This is a genomic window from Candidatus Aeolococcus gillhamiae (genome assembly GCF_016464765.1).
GTDB classification, from domain to species: Bacteria; Chloroflexota; Dormibacteria; order Aeolococcales; family Aeolococcaceae; genus Aeolococcus; species Aeolococcus gillhamiae.
Genome location: NZ_JAEKNS010000156.1, coordinates 1 through 19,478, shown reverse-complemented (window position 1 = coordinate 19,478; position 19,478 = coordinate 1). Strand labels below are relative to the sequence as shown.

The window sequence follows — 19,478 nt, the reverse complement described above, 5'->3', positions numbered from 1 at the left end:
GTTAGCTGCCTCCGGTCAACGACCAAGCCCTGTCCACGGAGAGGTCCGTATTCCAGCGCCTAGTGATGCTTCGGGGCATCGCTACGGACAAGCTGATCGACCACGTCAGGGCGCCGTTTTGGCGTTCCCAATTGAGGGCGTACGCCGTCGGCGACCGACTGATGTCGGCAAACGGGCCTTCGTACGTCATCGTGACCGTCGCGCTTCCGCCCTTGGGCACGATGAGCCAGTACGCGATGTCTTGACGCTGGAACACGTATGTTATGGCCTCGGGCGCGACCTCCCTTGCCTTGCCCCCGTTTACACTAACCATGAGCGTGTCAAACTGAGCCGTCTCAGGTACCAGTACTTGTAGGTAGTCGCGGTAGTCACCGCCGGAAGTCGTTTCGAGCGCTCGAGCGGCGGGCGTCGATGGAACAGGATTGCGGTAGCTGATCGCCAACCGATCGTGTGCCTGTCCATCATCGCCTACCATGACCTGCAAATCGAGAGATCGCGAGACATATAGGTCGGCCTTGGTTCCAGAAAGATTCGCGTCCAGAACCTCGAGCGCATCGCCAAGGGGAGTCCGCACACCGCCGTCGAAGCCGGCTCCGCGGACCAGGTCCTCGACGTGCCTGTCAGTGAAGTACACCTCCACATGCTTCTGCTTGGCTGACCGTTGCAGGCTAGAAGCGATGCCAGGCGCTTGACCCACGGTCGCATGCAGCAGCCGATCTACAACGGCCTGCCCAAACGGCGGCAGAAAAACCTTCCCCGGGTCGCCTGGGCGGGCGTGATTAGTGATGTAGTTCAATTCGGTGAGCGCGTTCGCACTGGTTATCACCTGGGGGTATGACGGGACACGGATCGGCCCCGTTATAGCCAGTATCCCGCCGAGTGCGACTGGGTCTACAGCGATCACACCGTCAGGGTGGACCCCGGTGGCCGCAACGTAGAAGCGCTCCACGTCCGCGACGGCGGTCGGAAAGTCCGGTGACCAATCAGCGTCGGCCATATTCCACGGCGCCCCATGTTGTAGGTAGACGTCAAACGGGCGCGGCGACTGAATGTTTCGCACGAGCGGATCGCTGAAGGTTGAATCGCGGAACGTTTCGCTGGTCAGGGCTCCGCCGCTGAAGGTCACCTGACCCACCGCACCAATGTATCCCCCTCCGGGGCGCATTTCCCCAGGGTTCTCGAGAAGTATCAGGTACGTATGCTGGCCACGGCCAATCGCTGCTGGGAGTGCCTGAAGCAATCCGATTGCGGGGGGGGCCGCTGCTAGCACCTTCGCGCCTTGGGTTCGCAACGTGTTTCGTGCACTGTCCAAGGGCCCCAGCAACATGCCGTCAGGGAGCGCGGCGACGTCGGCTTGCAAATCGGCGAGCTTCGTCGAGAGTGCAATAAGGTCCGCCTTACGGTCCTGCGCCAAGAGCGCGAGTCGCTGGGAGAGCGGTTGAGCAGACGGGGCGTTGGGGGCTAGCTGCTTTAGCAAATCCACGACGTCGGTTGCCGCCACCGCGCCGTCCTGTCCGGCGATTCGGATCAACCGCGCAGCCTGAATCTGCTTGTCCAGGAAAGGGAGGTGTCCGATTACACCCCCGATCCAGCCGCTGGCGAGCACCGCCGACTGTGGGCCGAAGTCCTGCTGCGCGTCGACGAATAGACCACGCGCTTGGTCTAGGCGTGCCTGATTGAGATGCGCCAAGTCACCGGTGAGCAGCGCCTCTGCCTGCGTCACCTCGTCGCGCCCATGTTGTACCGCCTGAACCGCCGGCACATACCGTGCGGCCACGTCGATAACGGTGGCCAAGGCGATCAAGCCCAAGGCGACCCACAGCCATCGGAAGCGAAGCGAATGCCGACGCCAACGGCTCCGCTTCTGGCGGCGCTGGGTGCTACCTTCTGGCGGGGGCGCGCCGACCTCGGCAGGAGAGCTTCTAGACCGCGGCATTATTTCCTCTGTCCGGGGTGTCTTAATAGTCTGATCGTCGCGCACCGGACGGGCCCCCGATACCGAGCGCCCCCGTCGCGAGAACACATCGTTCCGGCCGCGTCAGAGCAGCACCACGACTGCTGTAGCGGTCTTCGCTTCCACTGCAAGCTCGGATAGCCGGGCCACAAGGTCACTGACCATGGCCTGCCACGGATGATCCCAAAACCTCCGCGGCTGAGCAGGTCGCACATCACGCTGCACCTCGCCGAGGCGGTCCAGCTCGGGGTTATGGCAATTATCATGTGGGCGCGCTCGCTGATGAACAGGTTGTGGGTGCTAACCCCGTGGGCGCAGAGGTTGTCGCCCTCCTCAAGGAACACCTCAGGGTTGACCAATGCCCGGTGGCTGAAAGGTCTTCGAGTGTTCCGATGTTGCGACCTAAGGCGGCGTCCAGCCAGCGGGGGCACGCAAGCCGTTAAGCAGCCATCGGTGAACCGCTGTTTGCTACTGACTTTGGAAGGCTCATGTCGGCGACAGTGCTGTCCGCCCCGGCCGTGCGAATCAGCCGGGCCCAGCTTGCGCTCTAGCGGGTCGCCGCATGGCACAAGCCAGCTCATCACACGCCAACAGTCAGCTGAACGAGCCGCGCACCCAGGTCGGCCAGTTCGACCCGCCACGGGGCCATGCGGCCGGTCAGCTCCCGGGTCACCGCCAGCTTGCCATGCGCCTCGTTGCTGGCCAGAGCCTCGGCAACCACCTGCGAAGGCACCACCGCGCAGTGGCCCACGAAAGCCGTCGACTTTTGCGGCTTGAGGAAGATCACGAACCACGTGTGGGGCGAGGGCCGCAGAGCAGGCCGGTACACAGACACCTGTGCCTCGCTCGCGCCGTGCTGGAAGGTCACCGATTTCACCTGGATCCCCATCAGGCCGCGCGTCTCGATGTCGTACATGAGGTACTCATTCGGTTCGAGGTCCGGGAAGGCCTTGAAGACATTGAGGCTCGGTGAGTCGGCCGCGCGCCGCAGCAGCTCCATCTCCGCCCGGTACCCCAGGCGCTTGCTGGCGATCGCCTGTTCCTCCCCCGGCAGCGCCGGCACGGGTGCGGGCGCCAGGAGTCGATCGCCCATCTCCTCGACCGGCACGCACCACTGTGCCCAGGGGCTGTCCGGCGGCGGTGGCAGAGTCACCTCGGCGTCGTACGTGATGTCCGCCTTGTTGACATGCCGGTGGGCCAGCTCGCGAAACGCGGGCACGTCGACTACGAGCGCGTGGCGTCCCAACTGCACAGCTCCGAGGTCGATGTCGACCACCACGATCACCGCCCGATCGTCAACCAGCTCGTCGTCACGCACCTGGATCTCGATACCGCGGTACCGATGGACGCTACGTCCCTTCACCTGCACACGGGCATAGGCGTCGGTCGAGATCCGGTGGACGATGCCGTCGATGCCCCGGTCGTCCAGTGGCAGAAAGACGTGCAGGTCTCCGCCTGACGTACTGACCAACCGGGTCCACACCAGCCACTCGGCCACCTGCCCGACAGCCAGATTGTGCACCCGGACGGACTCAGGGTCGACCATGTCAGCGCCGCACGCCGTTGCCAGTCCCGGTCGTGCCGTGGGACCATCCGGCCGCAGTATTCCCGCACCAGGGGGCTTCCACCATGGCTGTCATGACCGCCGAAGGGATCGCGCCCTCCCACGCCGGCGCCGGTCCGCGTCCCCACATCCAGGTCGTTCCATTGAAGGGCCTGCCCATCGTCGGGGTCATCCTCGCCTTCCTGGTCGTGTCCATCGCCGCCAACTGGCAGTGGGCGCTCATGTTCTACCACGTCGCCGGCGGGGGCCTGTGGACGGGGATCGACCTCTTCGTGGGCTTCGTCGTCGGCCCCATCCTCGGCCGGCTGTCGATCCCGGCTCGGGCAGAATTCTCGTCCAAGTTCATGCCGATGATGGTGCTGATCATGCCCACGCTGGTGGTCATGACTCTGGCCTCGGGCTTCCAGGTGGCGTTTGGCCTCGGCAACCTCGACCCCAACAGCATCAACCACGGGTGGTTGGTAGCGTCGTTCATCGTCGTCGGGGTCATGGCCACCGTCGCGCTCGGGTTCCTCGAGCCGGCCAACATCGCTGTGCTCTTCGAGATGAACAAGCCGCGGCCCAACGGCGAGGTGATCGGCCGGCTGATGAAGCGGTTCATCTACTCCGCTGGGATCACGGGTGTGATGCAGGTGGCGACGCTGCTGATCATGACCAGGATCACGACGCAATGACCACGTTGCCAGCCGCCACGATCACGGACCTGAACGCGCCGCGCTTCCCGCCGGTGACCGTGCTGACGGTGCTGTCCCTGGGCGCCGTGCTCACCGGCGGCATCTACATGGTGGCCACATTCCGCACCGCCGATTCCTACGCGCTGCCGGTGGCGCTCTTGGTCGCCAGCGCCGCGCTGTTCGTGGTCAGCGCGCTCCTCCTGGCGCGCCACCGCGGTTTCGCCTGGCCGCTGTTCATCCGCGTCGCGCGGTGGGCCCTGCTGGCCTACGCGGTCATCGCCGGCATGATCGAGTTCTCGTTCATCCACAACCACGTCAGCGGCACGCCGCTGCTCATCCTCAGCCTGATGCTGGTGATGTTCGCGCTCGACGTGCCGCTCAGTATCGGCGCCACCGTCGCCAGGTTCGCCGACCCGCCCAACTGAGCTCGGACGCTACTTGGCGCAGTTCGGGAAGTTGCCGGCCGTGGCGGCGGTGAAGAACGTCTTCTGAGCCGCGATGAAGTTGGCCCACGCTGTCTGAAAAGCGGCGTCATCAGTGCCCTTGGCGGCGATGCCGGCCTCGTGGAAGGTTGTGACCACATCGGCGAACGATGCGTTGAGCGAGCCGGCATCCGGAGCCGCACCCAGGGCTTGCTGCTCCTGCATGGCCATGATCAGGACTGGGTCGATCCACATTGCGATCGAGGGCAGGGTCGCCGCATCCGCGGTGCTCGGATCAGCGGCCGGCGTGGGCCGTACCGCGTTGATCTGTGTGTTGTAGGTCGCGCAGATGGCATCGGCCCCGTTCGTTGAACCGGCGGCGGCAGATGGCGTGGCCGCCGCCGCGGTTCGGGTGTTGGTGGTCGTGTTGTTGCTGCTCCCGCAGGCCGCCAGGCCAACGACGAGAACCGGGAGCGCGAGCTTCAGGACGATCGAACGCATTGCAATCTCCGACGGGACGGCGAGGGTGCGCAGTGTAGTCGCGGTCGCCTCACACGACCCGTCGTCGCCGTCGCACCCCCACAACCGCCGCGGCCCCGGCCGCCACCACCAACAGCGCGGTCCACGGCGCCTCGGGAACCGCTGCGCTGATCGCCGGGTTGAAATCGAAGCCCGGGGCCACGTCGAGGAGGTTGAACAGCTGGCCGCCGATGCCGCCGACGGAGGGGGGCGTCTCCGCGTTGCCGCTCCCCAGCGACTGGGTGGAGGCGGTCACCGTGTAGAGGATGTTGTTGATGGCGCCCGCTTCGGTGACCGCTGCGGTCGGGACGGTGATGGTGATCGTCCCCGGGGCCGTGGGCGTGTAGCTGCACGCGGTCCCGGTGAGCTGCGTCGATCCCGGGTACGTCAGTGCGACGCCGCCGCCGACGGCGGTGGTCGCGTTCTGGCCCACCCAGCAGGTGGGCGCCTGTCCGGCGACCGACTCCATGTAGACCATGAAGAGAGCCCCACCGTGCGGGTCGGTCGACGAGGGCACGTGCCACTGCGTCTGCCACAGCAGCGTGGTACCGCCGCTGCCGGCGGTGGGAGCGAGGCTTGTGAGGTCGGCCACCTTCATGGTGACCTGGTAGTGGGTCGAGTCGGGCATGGCCATGCAGGCCTGGAGCAGGTCGAGGTTGGGCTGGTTGGCGCCCACCGTGGCGTTGCTGTCGAACGTGCCGTCACCCGCAGCGTCGTTGGTGCAGTTCCCGGTCGGGGCCGGCGTCCCGGAGACGGTTGCCGGCGGGAAGACGCTGGTGCCGGAGTTCTGACGGACGAACATCGCCTCGGGCGTGCTCGCCTCGTCGATGTTGTTGGAGTCCGAGTAGGAGATGTTCGCCTCGCCCTGGCTGCCGATGCGCAGCTGGATGAAGTCGCCGAGGGTGCGGTCGGGCCCGGTCTGGCCACCGATCACGGTCTGGATGGTTCCGTGGTGGATGTGGTGCTCACTGGCGAGGATCGGCGCGGACCAGCCCACGCCGGGAAGGAACTGCACCATGTACACGCTCCAGTCGCCGGTGGTGCTGTCCGGGCCGGCCGTGCCCTGGAAGGTGGCCGGCGTCCCGAGGAAGGCGACGTCGACGGCGCCGTTGTCGCCCGCTCCCGGCCAGGCGAAGACGTCGTTGTTGAGGCCGGGCGTGGGCACCGGCACTGCCGCGGACCACGTGTTCCCCTCGTCGTTCGAGACGGAGTACATCAGCTGGGTGTTGCCGGTGATCGCGGCGCCAGTGATCGGCGCCTGCTCCCACACCGCGAACAGATGGCCCTGCCGGTCGACGGTCATGGTGGGGAAGTTGCCGCCGGTCTTGGCGGTGGGGAAGCTGGAGATGAGCTTGTCCTGGCAGTTGGCATAGCCGGTCGGCGTGGCCACGGAGACGCCCACCTCGTCGCAGCGGGCCATGCTCACCGAGTTGAAGGCGGCGTTGTCGTGCACCACGAACACCCGCTTGCCATCGGCGTACTTGAAGAACTCGTTGTTGCCCATGATGCCCTCGTCGCAGCTCAGCGACTGGGAGGGCCCGAAGTTGACGCCCGCCTGGATGCCGGCGAGGAGCGGCGACTGGGCCAGCACCAGCACGTTCTGGGTCGCGCCGGCCGGGGAACCGTTCGGACAGACCACCGGCGTCTGGGTGGGGCTGCTCTGGGCGACGCGGTCGTAGGCCAGGTTGAGGTAGCCGCCGTTGGTGACGCTGCCGTCGACGGCGTACCACTGGCGGTCCACCCCCGCGTCCGGCACACCGTTGCAGCTGACGTTGGCGCCGAAGCTCGTGCCGTGGTCGTCGGACCTCGCGGTGCTGAAGTTGGCCAGCGTCAGGTCGTTGAAGAACAGGCTCCCAGCGCTGTCGACGGCGAGCTCGCTGTCGCCGCCCCCGGCGCAGGTGAGCGGCTTGCCGGCGGGCTGGACGGAGGCGGGGATGAGCTTGAAGGTCTGGCCACCGTCGAACGAGCGCCAGACGTCGCTGATCGTCGACGAGAGTGACTGCGGCGCGCTGGTGTAGAAATACCCGCTCTGGGTGTCGAGGCGCAGATCCTGCTCGAAGCCATTGCCCTGGATGCCGCTGGCCACAGGCGTGCCGAAGCCGGGGGCAGTCGAGGCACTGTGCACGGTCGTCGTGGTGGTGAGCAGCACACCCGCCAAGCCCGCCGCCGCGGGCAGAAAGAGCGCACGACGGCGCCTGTGTGCGACGTGACCGTTCCGATGAGTGCTCATCGCCTCGCCTCCCTTCCTTCCCTGCCACCGTGCCGCCCCACCGGGGGTGCCCAGCGCGCCGCCCGCACTATCGCATGTCAGACCACGTCTGTCCAAACCACCCTCTACCGGCGGATGCGTTCCAAGCTCACGGGTCGAGAAGTGCAGGGGTGACGTCAGTTTTGGCGAAGTCACCGCCTTTGTACAGCAAGGGTTCGCCACTTGCACGCGCCAAGGCGTATGCGAAGCAGTCGCCAAAGTTGAGTTCAGCCGGGTGCCCGGTGCCTCTGCCGAAGTCGCGGTACGCCCTTCGAGCGATCTCTGCATGCGCTTGGGTGACCGGCTCGACCGCGAGGCCCGTTATGGCGATGATGTCATCGAGGCGGCCGCTCAAGACGGGATCCCGGTTTGTGTCGACGACGATGGCGGTTTCCATGTAGGTTCCGGCCGAGATGCGTGCCGTCTGCGCGCTTGCGAGCGCGTCGATGTAGCGCTGAGCGTCGTGCTCGCCGCGCAGGATGGCAATGATCGCCGAGGTGTCAACGATCAAAGGGGCAGGCCAGAATCGTCGTAGAGGAGGTCGCCATGGTCCGTGCTCCGATATGGCTCGACCCACCGCGGTGCGGCCTCCTCGGCGATCTTTCGCAGAAGAGCGGCCCTCCTCTGCGCGCAACTCTCATCCTCTCGCCGCACGCGATCGAGGCGCTCGCGGACTGCGACTGTGATGGCGCGGGTCACGCTCTCGCCGGTGGCGGAGGCGAGCTCGCGTGCCAGGCGCTCGGCCTCAGCGTTCTTGATGTTCAGGCCCATGGTGAATTCTACCATCAGCGAGGCACCTTTCTACCCCTACCACCTCGAACCCACTGGAGAAGAGCGCATGGCGCGTACCTGGTTGTCCCTCCACGTGCAGCTCGTGGAGGGTCACGGTGAGCCGGAGTGGCCCCGGCCAGGGCGCGTGTTTGCAGCCGCGCCCCGCCACAGCTTCGCCCAACTCGCCGACGCAATTGGTGACGCCTTTGCCCGATGGGATCGTTCGCACCTCCACGAGTTCACCCTCGCTGACGGCACCCGGCTGGCGATGCCCGATGCAGACGACGACATCGAGGAGGTGGTCACCGAAGACGATGGCCGGGTGAGGCTTTCACGACTGCGTCCGGCTGAGCAGTTCGTCTACGTGTTCGATCTCGGCGATGACTGGGCGCATGTGTGCACCGTCGGTTCTGAACGGATCGACCCTCTCGAGGAGCTCGGGATCGTTCCCGCCGTCCCGCTGCCGTACGACGGCTGGGGCGACATTCCCGACCAGTATCGGCGCCGCTGGGAAGGCGATGACGGGGAGGCGTCGCTCCCACGGGACCCCCGGCTCGCTGATTTGCCCTCCCTTCGGCCGGGGTGGGGTCCACCCGCGTTCGGCGGCGGCCGGTGAAGCCGCGCGACCTACTCGACCGAGCCGCCCGAGGCAACGTCAGCAACGTCCGGTTTGCCGACCTGCAGCGCCTCGTCCTGGCGCTGGGCTTTCACCTTGTCCGCAGCCGGGGCAGCCATCACATCTACAGCCGAGCTGACGTGCCCGAGCTGGTGCATCCAAGACCGCGACGGAGAGGCAAAGCCGTATCAGGTGCGTCAGGTTGTGGAGCTCGCCGAGAGGTACTCTTTGCGTGTGGAGACCAAGGAATGACCGACTACCACATCAACGTCTTCTACTCGACGGAGGATGGGGGCTGGGTTGCGGACATCCCCGACCTGCAGTATTGCTCGGCCTTCGGGGACACCCCTGCCGAGGCGGTCACTGAGGTGCTGGTGGCCAAGCAGGCGTGGCTCGAAGCCGCTCTGGAGGAGGGCAAGCCGATCCCACCGCCCAAGTACCGACCAGCCATCTACGCGGCGGTCTGAGCCCGCGTCGCTCTACAGCAGGTCGCGCCGCACCACCGTGTGCTGGCGGTCGGGCCCGATCGAGACGACGTCGATCGGCGCACCGGACAGCTCGCCGAGCCGCTCGATGTAGGCGCGGCATCGCGGGGGCAGGTCGTCGTAGCTGCGGCAGTCGCGCGTCGACGTCATCCACCCCGGCATCTCCTCGTACACCGGGTCGCAGTGCTTGAGGTGGGAGATGTTCGCCATGGGGTGGTCCCAGTACTCCCCACGCCACATGTAGCCCGTGCAGATGCCCAGCGTCGGCACCTCGTCGAGCACGTCCACCTTGGTGAGCACGATCGAGTCGATTCCGTTGGTCTCCACCGCGTAGCGGGCCACGGCCGCGTCGTACCAGCCCACACGCCGCGCCCGCCCGGTCGTTGTGCCGAACTCGTTGCCGACCTCGCGGAGCCGCTCGCCGAGGCTGTCGGTCAGCTCGGTGGGGAAGGGGCCGTAGCCGACGCGCGTCGTGTACGCCTTGAACACGCCGATCGTCTTGTCCACCCGTGACGGGGCGATCCCACTCCCGGCGCACGCCCCGGCCGCCGTCGGCGCGGATGACGTGACGTACGGGTAGGTGCCGAGGTCGATGTCGAGCATGATCGCCTGCGCGCCCTCGAGCAGGATCTTGCGGTCGTGTGCGATGGCGTCGCGGACCATCGGGTAGATGTCGCGGATGAGCGGGTCGAGCCGCTCCGCGTAGCCGAGGTACTCGTCGAGGATGGCGCCCTCGTCGAACGGCTCCGCGTCATACAGCTTGGTGAGCGCCTCGTTCTTGAGCCGGAGCACGAAGCGCAGCTTCTTCTCCAGGAACGCCGGCTTCTGCAGGTCGCCGATGCGAAAGCCGATGCGCCGCACCTTGTCCTCGTAGGCGGGGCCAATGCCGCGCGCGGTGGTGCCCAGGCGGTCGTCGCCGCGCTGCACCTCGCCGAGGCGGTCCAGCTCGGGGTGATACGGCATCACCATGTGGGCGCGCTCGCTGATGAACAGGTTGTCGGTGCTCACTCCCTCGGCGTGGAGGTTGTCCACCTCCTCGAGGAACACCTTGGGGTTGACCACCACCCCGTGGCCGATGACGCACACCGTCGACGGGTTGAGCACGCCGCTGGGGATGAGGTGGAACTTGTACTCCTTGCCCTCGGCGACGACGGTGTGTCCGGCGTTGCTTCCACCCTGTGAGCGCACCACCATGTCGACGCGATCGGCCAAGAGGTCGATGACCTTCCCCTTGCCCTCGTCGCCCCACTGTCCGCCCACCAGGATGGTGACGCTCACTGCGGCGGCAAGCCTACCAGCGGCGAGCGGCGATCAGCCCCGACCAAGCTCTCAGGCGCCTTCTCTTGCGCATACCGTGGTCGCGCCGCGACACCTGCGAACTGGATTGTCGATACACTTTCTAGCAATGACACACCTGAATGCGGTCGTTTGGAAGGAAGACGATTGGTACGTGGCGCGCTGCGTCCAGGTCGAGGTGGCCAGCCAGGGGCACAGCGTCGAGGAGGCGTTGGCCAATCTGACCGAAGCCCTCGAGCTCTACTTTGAGGACGCCCCCGCTCCCGCCCGTACGGATACTCATGCCCTGCTCGCGTCTCTCGACGTACAACTCCCGATCCCTGCTTGAGCGACAAGCTGCCCTCACTCTCCGGCGCCCAGGTCGTCAAGGCGCTCAAGCGGGCCGGATTCGAGCCACAGAGTCAGCGCGGTGACCACGTCAAGATGAGACATCCGGTCACCGGGATGCGACCCATCGTTCCGCTCCACGACGATCTCGCCCAGGGGACGCTGGCCTCCATTCTCAGGCAAGCCGGCCTGACCAGAGACGACCTTCGAAAGCTTCTCTGACACTGCGTCACCTGGTCCACTTGCCCGGGACGGGGCGCGGACCCTATGATCGCGGCCTCGGCGCGACAGGAAGGGAATTCAGAGCCGGAGGTCCGATCCATGCACGGATTGTCCAAAGCACGGGCATTGCTCCTGTGCGTGTTCGCCCTCGGCATCGCCCTCACCGGCGTGGCCTCCACCCCGGTCGGCAGGGCAAGCGCCGTGACGCCGCCCACGTTCGGCGCTCCCATCAAGCTGCCGTCGAGCACGGGAGGCGAGCCCTCGCTGGCCATCGACTACGGCTCGTGCACTGCCGGCGTCAACTGCAAGATGTACATCGTCAGCCCCAACGGCACCGCCAGCGGTCCCGCCGAGTGGTACTCGTACGACAGCGGCGCCAGCTGGGGCACCCCGGTGCAGATCGACACGGCGCAGCCGACGCACGGCGGAGACACTGACGTCACCGTCCAGCCGGGCCCCGGCGCCAACACCGGCAACGTCATCGTCACCGACCTCAACGTCAGCAACTCCTTCGTCCAGGTCTCCGCTGACCACGGCAAGACCTTCAACACCGGCTTCCCCACCGCCTACGAGGACGACCGTCCCTGGCTCACCGCCTACGGCGCCTCGACGGTGTACCTCGCCTATCACGACTTCGTTGGCGAGATCCCCATCGTCTGCAAGTCGACCGATGGCGGCATCACCTTCGTCAGCTGCACGCACGCCTTCACCAACACCTCGGTGTCGGACTGCGCCGAGAACACCGTGCCCGCTCGCTACTTCGTCGTCGACCCCACCGATGCCACCGGCAACACCCTCAACTTCATGTACTCGTGCTCGACTCTGGCTGAGAATGCCGCCCACCCGCCCTACGGGCCGCTGCACGACTACTACCTGGCCCAGTCGACCGACGGCGGCACCACGTATCTCACCACCCACACCGTCTTCCATGCGGACACGACCGGTGGCAAGGCGCCCAACTACGCCAACATCTTCGGCAACTTCGCCGTCGACGCTGCCGGCAACTACTACGCGATGTTCAGCGGCACCGCGGACGACAAGCATGTCCTGAGCAACCCCTTCCATGTGTACTACGTCTGGTCGCCCGACAAGGGGAAGACCTGGAACGGGCCGTACCGCGTCGACACCGACGCCGCCGGGACGCACACCCTGGCCTCCTTCGCGGTCAGCGGCGCGGGCAACATTGACGCCGTCTGGTACGGCGATCCCGCGAACACTGGGGAGCCGAACGGCCAGTGCGGCAGCACCGGCCAGGTGACCGCGTGCCAGGACGGCACCACCTACGTCGGGATGGACGGGCAGAACGGCAAGGCGTGCCCGGCGGCCACTCCGCCGGCGACGACCAGCTGCCCGGTGACCGGCAACTGGAAGGTGTACATGAGCCAGACCACCAACGCCAACACCGTCGGCGGCGCCACCTGGTCGGCGCCGCAGGCGATCGATGCCAACTACCGCCACTACGGCACGATCTGCACCAACGGGATCGTCTGCGGCGGCGCGTCGGACCGCCACCTGCTCGACTTCATCAGCGTCGCTATTGACTGCGGTGGCTTCGCCCACGTCACCTATGGGGCCGACCAGAACACGTCGGTGGCCCACACTGTCCCGCAGAGCTTCACCGACGGGGCTCTGGAGACCGACGCGGTCAACCAAACGGGTGGCCAGGCGCTCGCCGCTCCCCTCGGCTGCGCCGGGGCCGCGGTCATCACGCCCGAGGTGCCGCTGGCGGCCTTGCTGCCGCTGGGAGCCGTGTTCGCCATCGGAGCTGTCGGCCTCGGCCGTCGCCGTCGCCGGGGCGCCCTCGTCGCCTGATCAGCCGGGAACCCCGGCGCAGATGCTAATAGCACCTTGTCGGCTATACTTTCCTGTGTGGAAGGCAACAAGCAGCGCCTCATCTCCCTGCGAGTGTCCGAGTCGGACTACGCGAACCTCACCAGGCAGGCGAATGGCTTGGGGCTGAAGCCGGCGGTGTTTGCGCGCGTGCTCCTGCGCAGCGGCCTCAGCGCAACCCCGGGCTCGCGCCGCCACAGCCTGGCCGAGTTCCACGAGGCGCTCGCTGCGCTGGATGCCCTCGCGCCTGCCGACGAACCGGCCATCGCCGGCGTCGAGGAGATCCGTCGTGCCCGGGCGGAGCGAGAGGCGGAGAGAGCTGACCTGCTCGGGTACGCGCCGCCGGGGTGAGCCTCGTCGTCGACGCTAACGCGGTCGTGCGCCTCCTCGCAGTCCCCCCGTCCGGTGAGGCCGCCCGCAGCTGGTTCGATCGCTGGAAGCGCGACGGGGAGGATCTCCATGTGCCCGACCTGTTCACGTACGAGGTTGCCAGCGCGCTGACGGGCATGGAGAAGGCCGGCCAGATCACGCCCGCTCGGAGCGAAGCTGTCTGGGCGGCAGCCGACACCCTCGACCTCACCTTTCACCCGCCCTCGAGCGGCAGCGCCCTGGTCGCCATCGCCCGGCTGCTCGAGCGGCGCAGCGCCTACGACGCGGCCTACGTCGACCTGGCGCTGCGGCTCGACACCGAGCTGTGGACGCTCGATGGGAAGCTGGCTCGAAACGCGCGCTCGGTGGGCCTCCCCGTCCAGCTCATGGTGTAGCTGCGAACCGTTGCCGCCTCGCGGTCAGCTGGGCGGCTTGGAGCCGCTCTTTCGCGGTGCGCGTTTCGCCGCGGACTTCGGCGCCGCCGCTTTCGGGGGCTTTGCGGTGGCGCGCTTGGCAGCCGCCTTCGCCGGCTCGGCCTTCGCCGGCTCGGTCTTCGCTGACGAGGGCTTCGCCGCGCTCGCGGTCGCCGTTGCCGTTGTCGCCGCAGCCGCGGGCCGCCTGACCGGCTCAGCCGGTGCGCCGAAATCCTCGAGGTGCTCACCGAGGATGCGGCGCAGGTCGGCCGTGTTGTTGTCGGGGATCCAGTGCCCGGCCTTGAGCTCCTCGAAGCGGTACGGCCCGGTGACGTACTTCGCGGTCAACGTCGCCGCCTTCCGCCCCAGGAACGGGTCACGACGTCCCCAGACATACAGCGTCGGCACGGAGATCTTCCGCGGACGCAGTCCCTTGGTGGCGCCGCGGTACCAGTTGAGCGGGCCGCGCATGCCGACGCGGCGCAACTGCTGGCTGTCGCGCTTCCACGACGCGCTCGGCAACCCGGTGACGCGCAGGCTGAGCCCCAGCTGCCGGTAGTTGGCAAACTGCATGATCGCCTCGGGCACGCGCGGGATGCGGAAGAAACCCATGTAGACGCTGCGCAATGACTGCGTAGAGCTGCGCAGCGCCTCGAGCATCGCGGCGCCATGCGGGGTGGAGATCGACGTCAGGCTGAGCAGTCGTTGCGGATGATCACCCGCCACCGACCACGCCAGCGCGCCGCCCCAGTCGTGCCCGACGAGGTGGAAGCGATCGACCCCGCGCGCATCGGCGATGCCGATGACGTCGGCCACCAGGTCGGTCATGCGGTACTCGCTAGCGTCGCGCGGATTGGCGCCGGGCGAGTACCCGCGCAGGTTGGGCGCGATCGACTGGTAGCCGAGCCCCGCCAGCCACTCCATGGTGTCGCTCCACGAGCCCGCGCTCTGCGGGTAGCCGTGCAGCAGGATCACGGTCTCGCCGCTCTCGGGGCCGGCCACCAGCGTTTCGAACGTCAGACCATTGGCCTCGATCTCCACCTCGCGGGGCGCCGCCATGCCGATCAGCGTAGCGGGCACGTCCGCCGTCGCGCAGCGCTGAAATCAGCCCGCCGCGCCACCGCTGGGCGGAACCGGTGCCGGCAACACGAAGCCGTACGGGCCCGCGTCAAGCGCGCGTCCGGGCGAGCTCAATTCGTCCGCCTCCTGTCCCGTTAGCCTGCCCAGACTTCCGAGCAGTGTCCAATCTTGGGAGAGATCGAGCGCATCATTGCGGCCATACGGGCGACGCCAGGGTGGCGCGTCGAGGGCAACGGCCACTACAAGGCGACTACGCGCCGGACGGCGTGACCCTGATCTCCATCTCCAAGACGCCCGGACATGCCGCGCGAGCTCATTGAGCAGATGGCTGACGGCTTGATGAAGGCCTTGGAGGCTCACCCGCAAGCCCAGGGTCCGATGATCGTCGCCAACGTCGAAAGGGGTGAGATGGTCGTCTCCTTCCAGTTCGTCGCAGTTGGCGACCCCAGCCTCGATGTACCGCACGCAATGGACATCATTGCTGAAGCATCCGCCAACCCCAGCCTCGCGACTGGGTCCTCGGCCACTCGCGGCATCCTGTCCGGATGGTCGCCGCACACCTCGGTCGAGCGCGTGGAGCTCGCCTTCGCGTAGGCCAAGGCCATCGCCATCGCCATCGCCATCGCCATCGCCATCGCCGGCGTCGCCTTGGTGCTGCCGTCGCGATCTCCGTGCTTCGCGGCGTACCGACGGTCCGTCGGTTGTCCGCCCGACGGCCGTGTTATCCACAGGTGCGCGTTACACACTTGTGACATCCAAACCCCTTGTCGCAAGTCTGTAAAAACCAGCTCTAGCAAGGCATTTGGCCTTGCATAGCGAACACCTGTTCACTACGATCAAGGCATGTCTTTCGGCCTCGCATCGCCCGCTCTGAGCGCGCTGGAGTTCGCGGTGCGCGCGTTCGTCGATGAGGCGCAGCCATGCGCCGACCCACTCGACATCGCCGCCTCGTTGATCCGCAAACGTGCCGTGATCAACCGGCTCGAGCTGGACTTCGCGAGCGACGCGGCCCGGTTCGCCCGCGAGTACGACGAGAACTGCTACGGCGACCCGAGCCCGTACGCCTGGATGCGCGAGCACTGCCACATGACCGGGGGCGCGGCGGTGACCGCCGTGTGCGTCGGCGAGATGGCACCGTCGCTCGAGAGGAGTGTCGAGGCGCTGCGCGACAACCGGATCGGCCTCGCCCACCTCGGTCTCATCGCCGGCACCGCGGAGGGAATCGGCCGCTCATCAACCGCAACGTCGACCTTCGACGAGACCGTGCTGCTCGCCAAGGCCGAGGCGTCGACCTCCTTCAAGCGCTTCCGGATCGAGTGCGCTCACGCGCGCCATGCGGCCGACCGGGAGGACTTTCTGGCGCAGCAGAACCAGGAACGAGAGTGGAGCTCACTGCGCATGAGGTCGCTGACCGATGGCGGACTCGAGCTCATCGGCTACCTCGATGCTGAGGGCGGCGCCGTCGTGCGCACCGCGCTCGAGCCACTTGCCGCGAGAACGAGCGCCGACGACCGTCGGCGCGTCGAGCAGCGCTGCGCCGACGCGCTCGTGGAGCTCTGCACCCATGCGCTGGACACGGGCACCATCCCGCAGCGCGCCAGTCAGCGCTCCCACCTGCAGGTCACCACAACGTTGGAGACGCTGCGCGACCTGGTGGGTGCCCCCGCCGGCGAGCTGGAGCATGCCGGCGTGATTGCCGCCGCCAGCGTGCAGCGGATGGCCTGCGACGCCACCATCACCCGCCTGCTCGTCGACGTCAACTCCGCCATCGTCGACGTCGGTCGTTCGCAGCGCGTCGTGGCCGGCGCCACCCGGAAGGCGCTCAACGTGCGCGACAAGGGCTGCCGCTGGCCGGGCTGCGAGCGCACTGCGTCATGGACCGCCGCGCACCACGTGGTGCACTGGGTTCGTGGCGGTGCCACCGATCTCGACAACTTGGTACTCCTCTGCAACCAGCACCACTGGTTGGTGCACGAGGGCGAATGGCAGATCGCACGCCGCGACGACGGGACAATCATTGCGATGCCGCCGCGCCCCCTGGCCCGATTGCCGGACGATCCGCTGGCAGCGTGATCCCTCGGGCCTGCGCCCAGAGTCATCCTGCTGGCAGCGTGATCCTCTCAGTCCCTTCGCCCGGAGTCCTTCCGCCCGGAGAGAGTCCCTTCGCCCGGAGTCCCTTCGCCCGGAGTCCCTTCGCGCCCCCCGGAGTCCCTCCTCTCCGCCCGGAGTCCCCCATCGCCCGGAGTCCCTTCGCCTCAGTCCCTTCGCCCGGCCGTCACCTCCGTCAAGCCCTCGGTCTGCGTACCCGGCACTCTGGGGCGATGACCGCGACCCGGCGTCGGGTATAGACGCCTGATGAACAAGACGGCACCCACAACCATGCGCCGCCGGCGCGCCTGGTGAACCAGACGGCGCCGGCAACCGTGCGCAGCCGGCTGTGGTGGCCCTCCGCCGCGGCGCTGACCATCGCGGCCGCCGCGCTCGGCGCAACCCTCCTGCTGCCACGGCTGTTCAGCGACCCGGTCGGCGTCGACCCCTACGTGCTCCGCCTCACCGGCGTGGCCATCGCCCTCGCGTTCGTGGCGCTCGTGTGGTCGCGATTCGCCACCGTGCGCCCAATCCTCCTCGCGGTCGCCGCCATGACCGCCGCGTTCAGCGTCTTCGCAGGCGGCCCGCAGTGGATCGAGAACATCTCAGGCAGCCGGTTCGACTTCAACACCCAGGTGCTGTTCGCCTCGGCCGCGGAGGCGCTGCTCACCGCGGTGGTCGCGGTCCTGGCCGTGCGCACCTCCCCATCAACGCTGCGCCCGCTACTGCGCCTGCGCCGCTTCGGACCCACCGCACTCATCGCCACCATCGTCGGCGTCGCCGTCTTCGTCGCCGTGGTGATGCTGCTCCCGGCCACCCTTCTCGGCCGCGAGGGAATCGCCCCGGTCGCCCTGGCGCGAGACCTGCCCCTGCAGGGCCCGGCGAGCGTGCTGCAGTCGTTCGCCCAGGAGCTGCAGTTCCGTGGCCTCATTCTCGGCGCCCTCGACCGCGTGGCGCCGCCCTGGGCGGCCAATCTCGGGCAGGCGGCGTTCTTCGGCCTCGCCCACATCGCTGTCGTGTACCAAGGCCCCGGCGCCGCCTTCGTCCCGGTGACCATCGTGCTCGGCTTCGTCCTCGGCTGGGTCACCCAGCGCACCGGGTCGCTGTGGCCGGCCATCGTCATCCATGCGGTGGCCGACATCGCCGTCACCGTCGGCGTCATCCCGGGGCTGTATGGCTACTGAACGAAACCACGCAGCACGTCTCCTCGCGCTGCTGCCCGCCGCGCCGCTCACGGTGCTGCCCGCCGCCCTGCTCCTGGCCCTCCCGGCGACCGCGCACGCCGCCCAGCCGTGGTGGCAGCCGCTCGCGTTCGCGGGCCAGCGTGTGACGTCGGTCGAGGTGGACTCGGGCACCCTGGTCGCCGCCACCGCCGCCGGCGAGTACATGTCCCGCGACGGCGGACATTCGTTCCAGCCGCACATCCTCAAGGGGCCACTGAATCCCTCCGCCGAGCCCAAGACGCTCTGGGAGATCCGCAACGGCACCGTCTTCACCGCACAGACCGGTCAGTCCCCGGCACCCGATCCGCGCGCGCCCTTCCTCGGCGACTCCGCCCACCTAATCGCAGCGCCCGCCGCGCTGCCGGGCGTCGTGGTCACAGTGGGCAGGGACAACCACGTGTGGCGCCGCGACCAGTCGGGACGGTGGGCGACGTCGTTCATCCTCCTGCCCGCCGGTGGCCTGTCGGGCACGCCCCAGGTCACATCGCTCGCTGCATTCACACAGCCGTTGTCCGCCGCCGTGTACATGGGCACCGACGGCTACGGCGTGCTGATCAGCCAGGACGGCGGCGACGACTGGATCCGCGCCGACCCCGGTCTCCCCGAGCACGTGCTCGCCCTGGCGACGGACTCATCCGCGCGTGCGCTGTACGCGGCCACCGACCAGGGCCTGTTCGTCCATCACCTCCAGGCGTTCCCCGCGCCGCCCGTGTACCACGACGCCTCGCTGTACCTGCGCTGGCTCGGCATCGCGCTGGTAGCGCTGCTCGCCACCGCCGCGGCGCTGCTCGGCCTGCGTCGCACGCTGCCATGATGCGGTGATGGCACTGGAGATGCGCGCGTCCTGCGAGCGCTGCAACGCACCACTGGCACCCGACGCCGACGCCTCGATCTGCACCTACGAGTGCACTTTCTGCCGGCAGTGCGCGCACGACATGAACGACGTCTGCCCCAACTGCGGCGGCGAGCTGGTCGCGCGTCCACGTCGCGCCACCTGAGCTGTCGGCTGGGCCGCGGACCGACCTGCCGTCGTGGCGAGCGAGAGGGAGCACAACTGCAGTGCACACGTCGACGGCAAAGCATGCGGTCGAGCGGCCCGGCACGAGGTCGCCCTGGGTGACGACTTCACCATCCCATTCTGTCCTGAGCACCTCGAGAGCTCCCGGCGGACGGCCGACCAGTGGGGCAGCCAGGCCGCCGACGCCGTCGAGGTCGATGCCCTTGCCCTCGGCGGCGTCGTCGTGCTCTTGATGAAGTTCACCCCACCCACGGCTCGCATCGCCGCCACCCCGGGCGACATCCCTGCCCGCGTCGCCCAGGTCTCGGCGCCCGACGCGGCGCCGGCGCCGTCTCGCCCGCGGCAGCCGGTGCACGCAG

23 protein-coding genes are annotated in these 19,478 nt (G+C 67.8%); 15 read left to right on the top strand and 8 right to left on the bottom strand.

Annotation, left to right across the window (positions count from 1 at the left end; translation table 11 throughout):
• Position 1: 1 nt before the first annotated feature.
• Positions 2-1,810 (bottom strand): DUF4012 domain-containing protein, encoded by a 1,809-nt coding sequence (locus tag JF886_RS15920; RefSeq protein ID WP_337314234.1) that lies wholly within the window; start codon positions 1,808-1,810, stop codon positions 2-4.
• A 724-nt stretch (positions 1,811-2,534) separates the two neighbouring features.
• Positions 2,535-3,500, bottom strand: coding sequence for a hypothetical protein (locus tag JF886_RS15915; RefSeq protein ID WP_337314232.1), 966 nt, complete (start codon positions 3,498-3,500; stop codon positions 2,535-2,537).
• Positions 3,501-3,592: 92 nt separating this feature from the next.
• Between JF886_RS15915 and JF886_RS15910 the strand changes: the two genes are divergently transcribed.
• Positions 3,593-4,192, top strand: coding sequence for a hypothetical protein (locus JF886_RS15910; protein ID WP_337314230.1), 600 nt, complete (start codon positions 3,593-3,595; stop codon positions 4,190-4,192).
• On the top strand, positions 4,189-4,617 hold the full coding sequence (locus JF886_RS15905) for a hypothetical protein (protein ID WP_337314228.1): 429 nt from the start codon (positions 4,189-4,191) through the stop codon (positions 4,615-4,617). The genes JF886_RS15910 and JF886_RS15905 overlap by 4 nt, the downstream gene beginning before the upstream one ends.
• 9 nt (positions 4,618-4,626) lie before the next feature.
• Here the strand turns inward: JF886_RS15905 and JF886_RS15900 are convergent, their stop codons facing one another.
• The 4 genes from JF886_RS15900 to JF886_RS15885 form a co-directional block, all read right to left on the bottom strand.
• Positions 4,627-5,115: a hypothetical protein gene (locus JF886_RS15900; RefSeq protein WP_337314226.1), complete on the bottom strand. Its 489-nt coding sequence runs from the start codon at positions 5,113-5,115 to the stop codon at positions 4,627-4,629.
• A 49-nt stretch (positions 5,116-5,164) separates the two neighbouring features.
• On the bottom strand, positions 5,165-7,363 hold the full coding sequence (locus JF886_RS15895; RefSeq protein ID WP_337314224.1) for a hypothetical protein: 2,199 nt from the start codon (positions 7,361-7,363) through the stop codon (positions 5,165-5,167).
• A gap of 127 nt (positions 7,364-7,490) precedes the next feature.
• Positions 7,491-7,892: a type II toxin-antitoxin system VapC family toxin gene (locus tag JF886_RS15890; protein ID WP_337314221.1), complete on the bottom strand. Its 402-nt coding sequence runs from the start codon at positions 7,890-7,892 to the stop codon at positions 7,491-7,493.
• On the bottom strand, positions 7,889-8,167 hold the full coding sequence (locus tag JF886_RS15885) for a type II toxin-antitoxin system VapB family antitoxin (protein WP_337314219.1): 279 nt from the start codon (positions 8,165-8,167) through the stop codon (positions 7,889-7,891). The genes JF886_RS15890 and JF886_RS15885 overlap by 4 nt, the downstream gene beginning before the upstream one ends.
• 52 nt (positions 8,168-8,219) lie before the next feature.
• Here JF886_RS15885 and JF886_RS15880 point away from each other — a divergent pair, with 52 nt between their 5' ends.
• Both JF886_RS15880 and JF886_RS16975 read left to right on the top strand, forming a co-directional pair.
• On the top strand, positions 8,220-8,768 hold the full coding sequence (locus JF886_RS15880) for an IS1096 element passenger TnpR family protein (RefSeq protein ID WP_337314217.1): 549 nt from the start codon (positions 8,220-8,222) through the stop codon (positions 8,766-8,768).
• A gap of 77 nt (positions 8,769-8,845) precedes the next feature.
• On the top strand, positions 8,846-9,235 hold the full coding sequence (locus tag JF886_RS16975; RefSeq protein WP_502711444.1) for a hypothetical protein: 390 nt from the start codon (positions 8,846-8,848) through the stop codon (positions 9,233-9,235).
• Positions 9,236-9,247: 12 nt separating this feature from the next.
• Here JF886_RS16975 and JF886_RS15870 read toward each other — a convergent pair whose 3' ends face one another.
• Positions 9,248-10,531, bottom strand: coding sequence for an adenylosuccinate synthase (locus JF886_RS15870; protein ID WP_337314213.1), 1,284 nt, complete (start codon positions 10,529-10,531; stop codon positions 9,248-9,250).
• Positions 10,532-10,658: 127 nt separating this feature from the next.
• On the opposite strand from JF886_RS15870, the gene JF886_RS15865 reads away from it, so the two are divergent.
• From JF886_RS15865 to JF886_RS15845, 5 genes are all read left to right on the top strand, one after another.
• Positions 10,659-10,877, top strand: coding sequence for a type II toxin-antitoxin system HicB family antitoxin (locus tag JF886_RS15865; RefSeq protein ID WP_337314211.1), 219 nt, complete (start codon positions 10,659-10,661; stop codon positions 10,875-10,877).
• Entirely contained in the window at positions 10,874-11,098 is a 225-nt protein-coding gene (locus JF886_RS15860) for a type II toxin-antitoxin system HicA family toxin (RefSeq protein ID WP_337314209.1), read from the top strand. Before JF886_RS15865 ends, JF886_RS15860 begins: the two co-directional genes overlap by 4 nt.
• Positions 11,099-11,197: 99 nt before the next feature.
• The gene (locus JF886_RS15855; protein ID WP_337314207.1) at positions 11,198-12,910 is read left to right on the top strand and encodes a sialidase family protein; all 1,713 of its coding nucleotides are present in this window, start codon (positions 11,198-11,200) and stop codon (positions 12,908-12,910) included.
• 57 nt (positions 12,911-12,967) lie between these two features.
• Positions 12,968-13,279, top strand: a complete 312-nt coding sequence (locus JF886_RS15850) for a hypothetical protein (protein WP_337314205.1) — start codon at positions 12,968-12,970, stop codon at positions 13,277-13,279.
• Positions 13,276-13,692 carry a type II toxin-antitoxin system VapC family toxin gene (locus JF886_RS15845; protein WP_337314204.1) on the top strand — a complete coding sequence of 139 codons (417 nt, stop codon included), beginning with the start codon at positions 13,276-13,278 and terminating at the stop codon, positions 13,690-13,692. The genes JF886_RS15850 and JF886_RS15845 overlap by 4 nt, the downstream gene beginning before the upstream one ends.
• 24 nt (positions 13,693-13,716) lie before the next feature.
• Here the strand turns inward: JF886_RS15845 and JF886_RS15840 are convergent, their stop codons facing one another.
• The gene (locus JF886_RS15840) at positions 13,717-14,769 is read right to left on the bottom strand and encodes an alpha/beta fold hydrolase (RefSeq protein ID WP_337314203.1); all 1,053 of its coding nucleotides are present in this window, start codon (positions 14,767-14,769) and stop codon (positions 13,717-13,719) included.
• 321 nt (positions 14,770-15,090) lie between these two features.
• On the opposite strand from JF886_RS15840, the gene JF886_RS15835 reads away from it, so the two are divergent.
• The 6 genes from JF886_RS15835 to JF886_RS15810 form a co-directional block, all read left to right on the top strand.
• Positions 15,091-15,384: a hypothetical protein gene (locus JF886_RS15835; protein WP_337314201.1), complete on the top strand. Its 294-nt coding sequence runs from the start codon at positions 15,091-15,093 to the stop codon at positions 15,382-15,384.
• A gap of 249 nt (positions 15,385-15,633) precedes the next feature.
• A complete protein-coding gene (locus JF886_RS15830) occupies positions 15,634-16,863 on the top strand; it encodes an HNH endonuclease signature motif containing protein (RefSeq protein ID WP_337314199.1) in 1,230 nt (409 codons plus the stop codon).
• A 326-nt stretch (positions 16,864-17,189) separates the two neighbouring features.
• Entirely contained in the window at positions 17,190-18,062 is an 873-nt protein-coding gene (locus JF886_RS15825; RefSeq protein ID WP_337314196.1) for a CPBP family intramembrane glutamic endopeptidase, read from the top strand.
• A complete protein-coding gene (locus JF886_RS15820) occupies positions 18,052-18,915 on the top strand; it encodes a beta propeller repeat protein (RefSeq protein WP_337314194.1) in 864 nt (287 codons plus the stop codon). Before JF886_RS15825 ends, JF886_RS15820 begins: the two co-directional genes overlap by 11 nt.
• 7 nt (positions 18,916-18,922) lie before the next feature.
• Positions 18,923-19,099: a DUF1272 domain-containing protein gene (locus tag JF886_RS15815; RefSeq protein ID WP_337314192.1), complete on the top strand. Its 177-nt coding sequence runs from the start codon at positions 18,923-18,925 to the stop codon at positions 19,097-19,099.
• A 33-nt stretch (positions 19,100-19,132) separates the two neighbouring features.
• A partial coding sequence (locus tag JF886_RS15810; protein WP_337314191.1) for a hypothetical protein occupies positions 19,133-19,478 on the top strand: 346 nt, incomplete at its 3' end.

Coding starts and splice junctions, on each gene's coding strand:
- JF886_RS15900 (WP_337314226.1), bottom strand. CDS start 5,115: ATGCGTTCGATCGTCCTGAAGCTCGCGCTCCCGGTTCTCGTCGTTGGC.
- JF886_RS15830 (WP_337314199.1), top strand. CDS start 15,634: ATGTCTTTCGGCCTCGCATCGCCCGCTCTGAGCGCGCTGGAGTTCGCG.
- JF886_RS15895 (WP_337314224.1), bottom strand. CDS start 7,363: ATGAGCACTCATCGGAACGGTCACGTCGCACACAGGCGCCGTCGTGCG.
- JF886_RS15880 (WP_337314217.1), top strand. CDS start 8,220: ATGGCGCGTACCTGGTTGTCCCTCCACGTGCAGCTCGTGGAGGGTCAC.
- JF886_RS15905 (WP_337314228.1), top strand. CDS start 4,189: ATGACCACGTTGCCAGCCGCCACGATCACGGACCTGAACGCGCCGCGC.
- JF886_RS15915 (WP_337314232.1), bottom strand. CDS start 3,500: ATGGTCGACCCTGAGTCCGTCCGGGTGCACAATCTGGCTGTCGGGCAG.
- JF886_RS15855 (WP_337314207.1), top strand. CDS start 11,198: ATGCACGGATTGTCCAAAGCACGGGCATTGCTCCTGTGCGTGTTCGCC.
- JF886_RS15865 (WP_337314211.1), top strand. CDS start 10,659: ATGACACACCTGAATGCGGTCGTTTGGAAGGAAGACGATTGGTACGTG.
- JF886_RS15885 (WP_337314219.1), bottom strand. CDS start 8,167: ATGGTAGAATTCACCATGGGCCTGAACATCAAGAACGCTGAGGCCGAG.
- JF886_RS15840 (WP_337314203.1), bottom strand. CDS start 14,769: ATGGCGGCGCCCCGCGAGGTGGAGATCGAGGCCAATGGTCTGACGTTC.
- JF886_RS15835 (WP_337314201.1), top strand. CDS start 15,091: ATGCCGCGCGAGCTCATTGAGCAGATGGCTGACGGCTTGATGAAGGCC.
- JF886_RS15910 (WP_337314230.1), top strand. CDS start 3,593: ATGACCGCCGAAGGGATCGCGCCCTCCCACGCCGGCGCCGGTCCGCGT.
- JF886_RS15820 (WP_337314194.1), top strand. CDS start 18,052: ATGGCTACTGAACGAAACCACGCAGCACGTCTCCTCGCGCTGCTGCCC.
- JF886_RS15815 (WP_337314192.1), top strand. CDS start 18,923: ATGGCACTGGAGATGCGCGCGTCCTGCGAGCGCTGCAACGCACCACTG.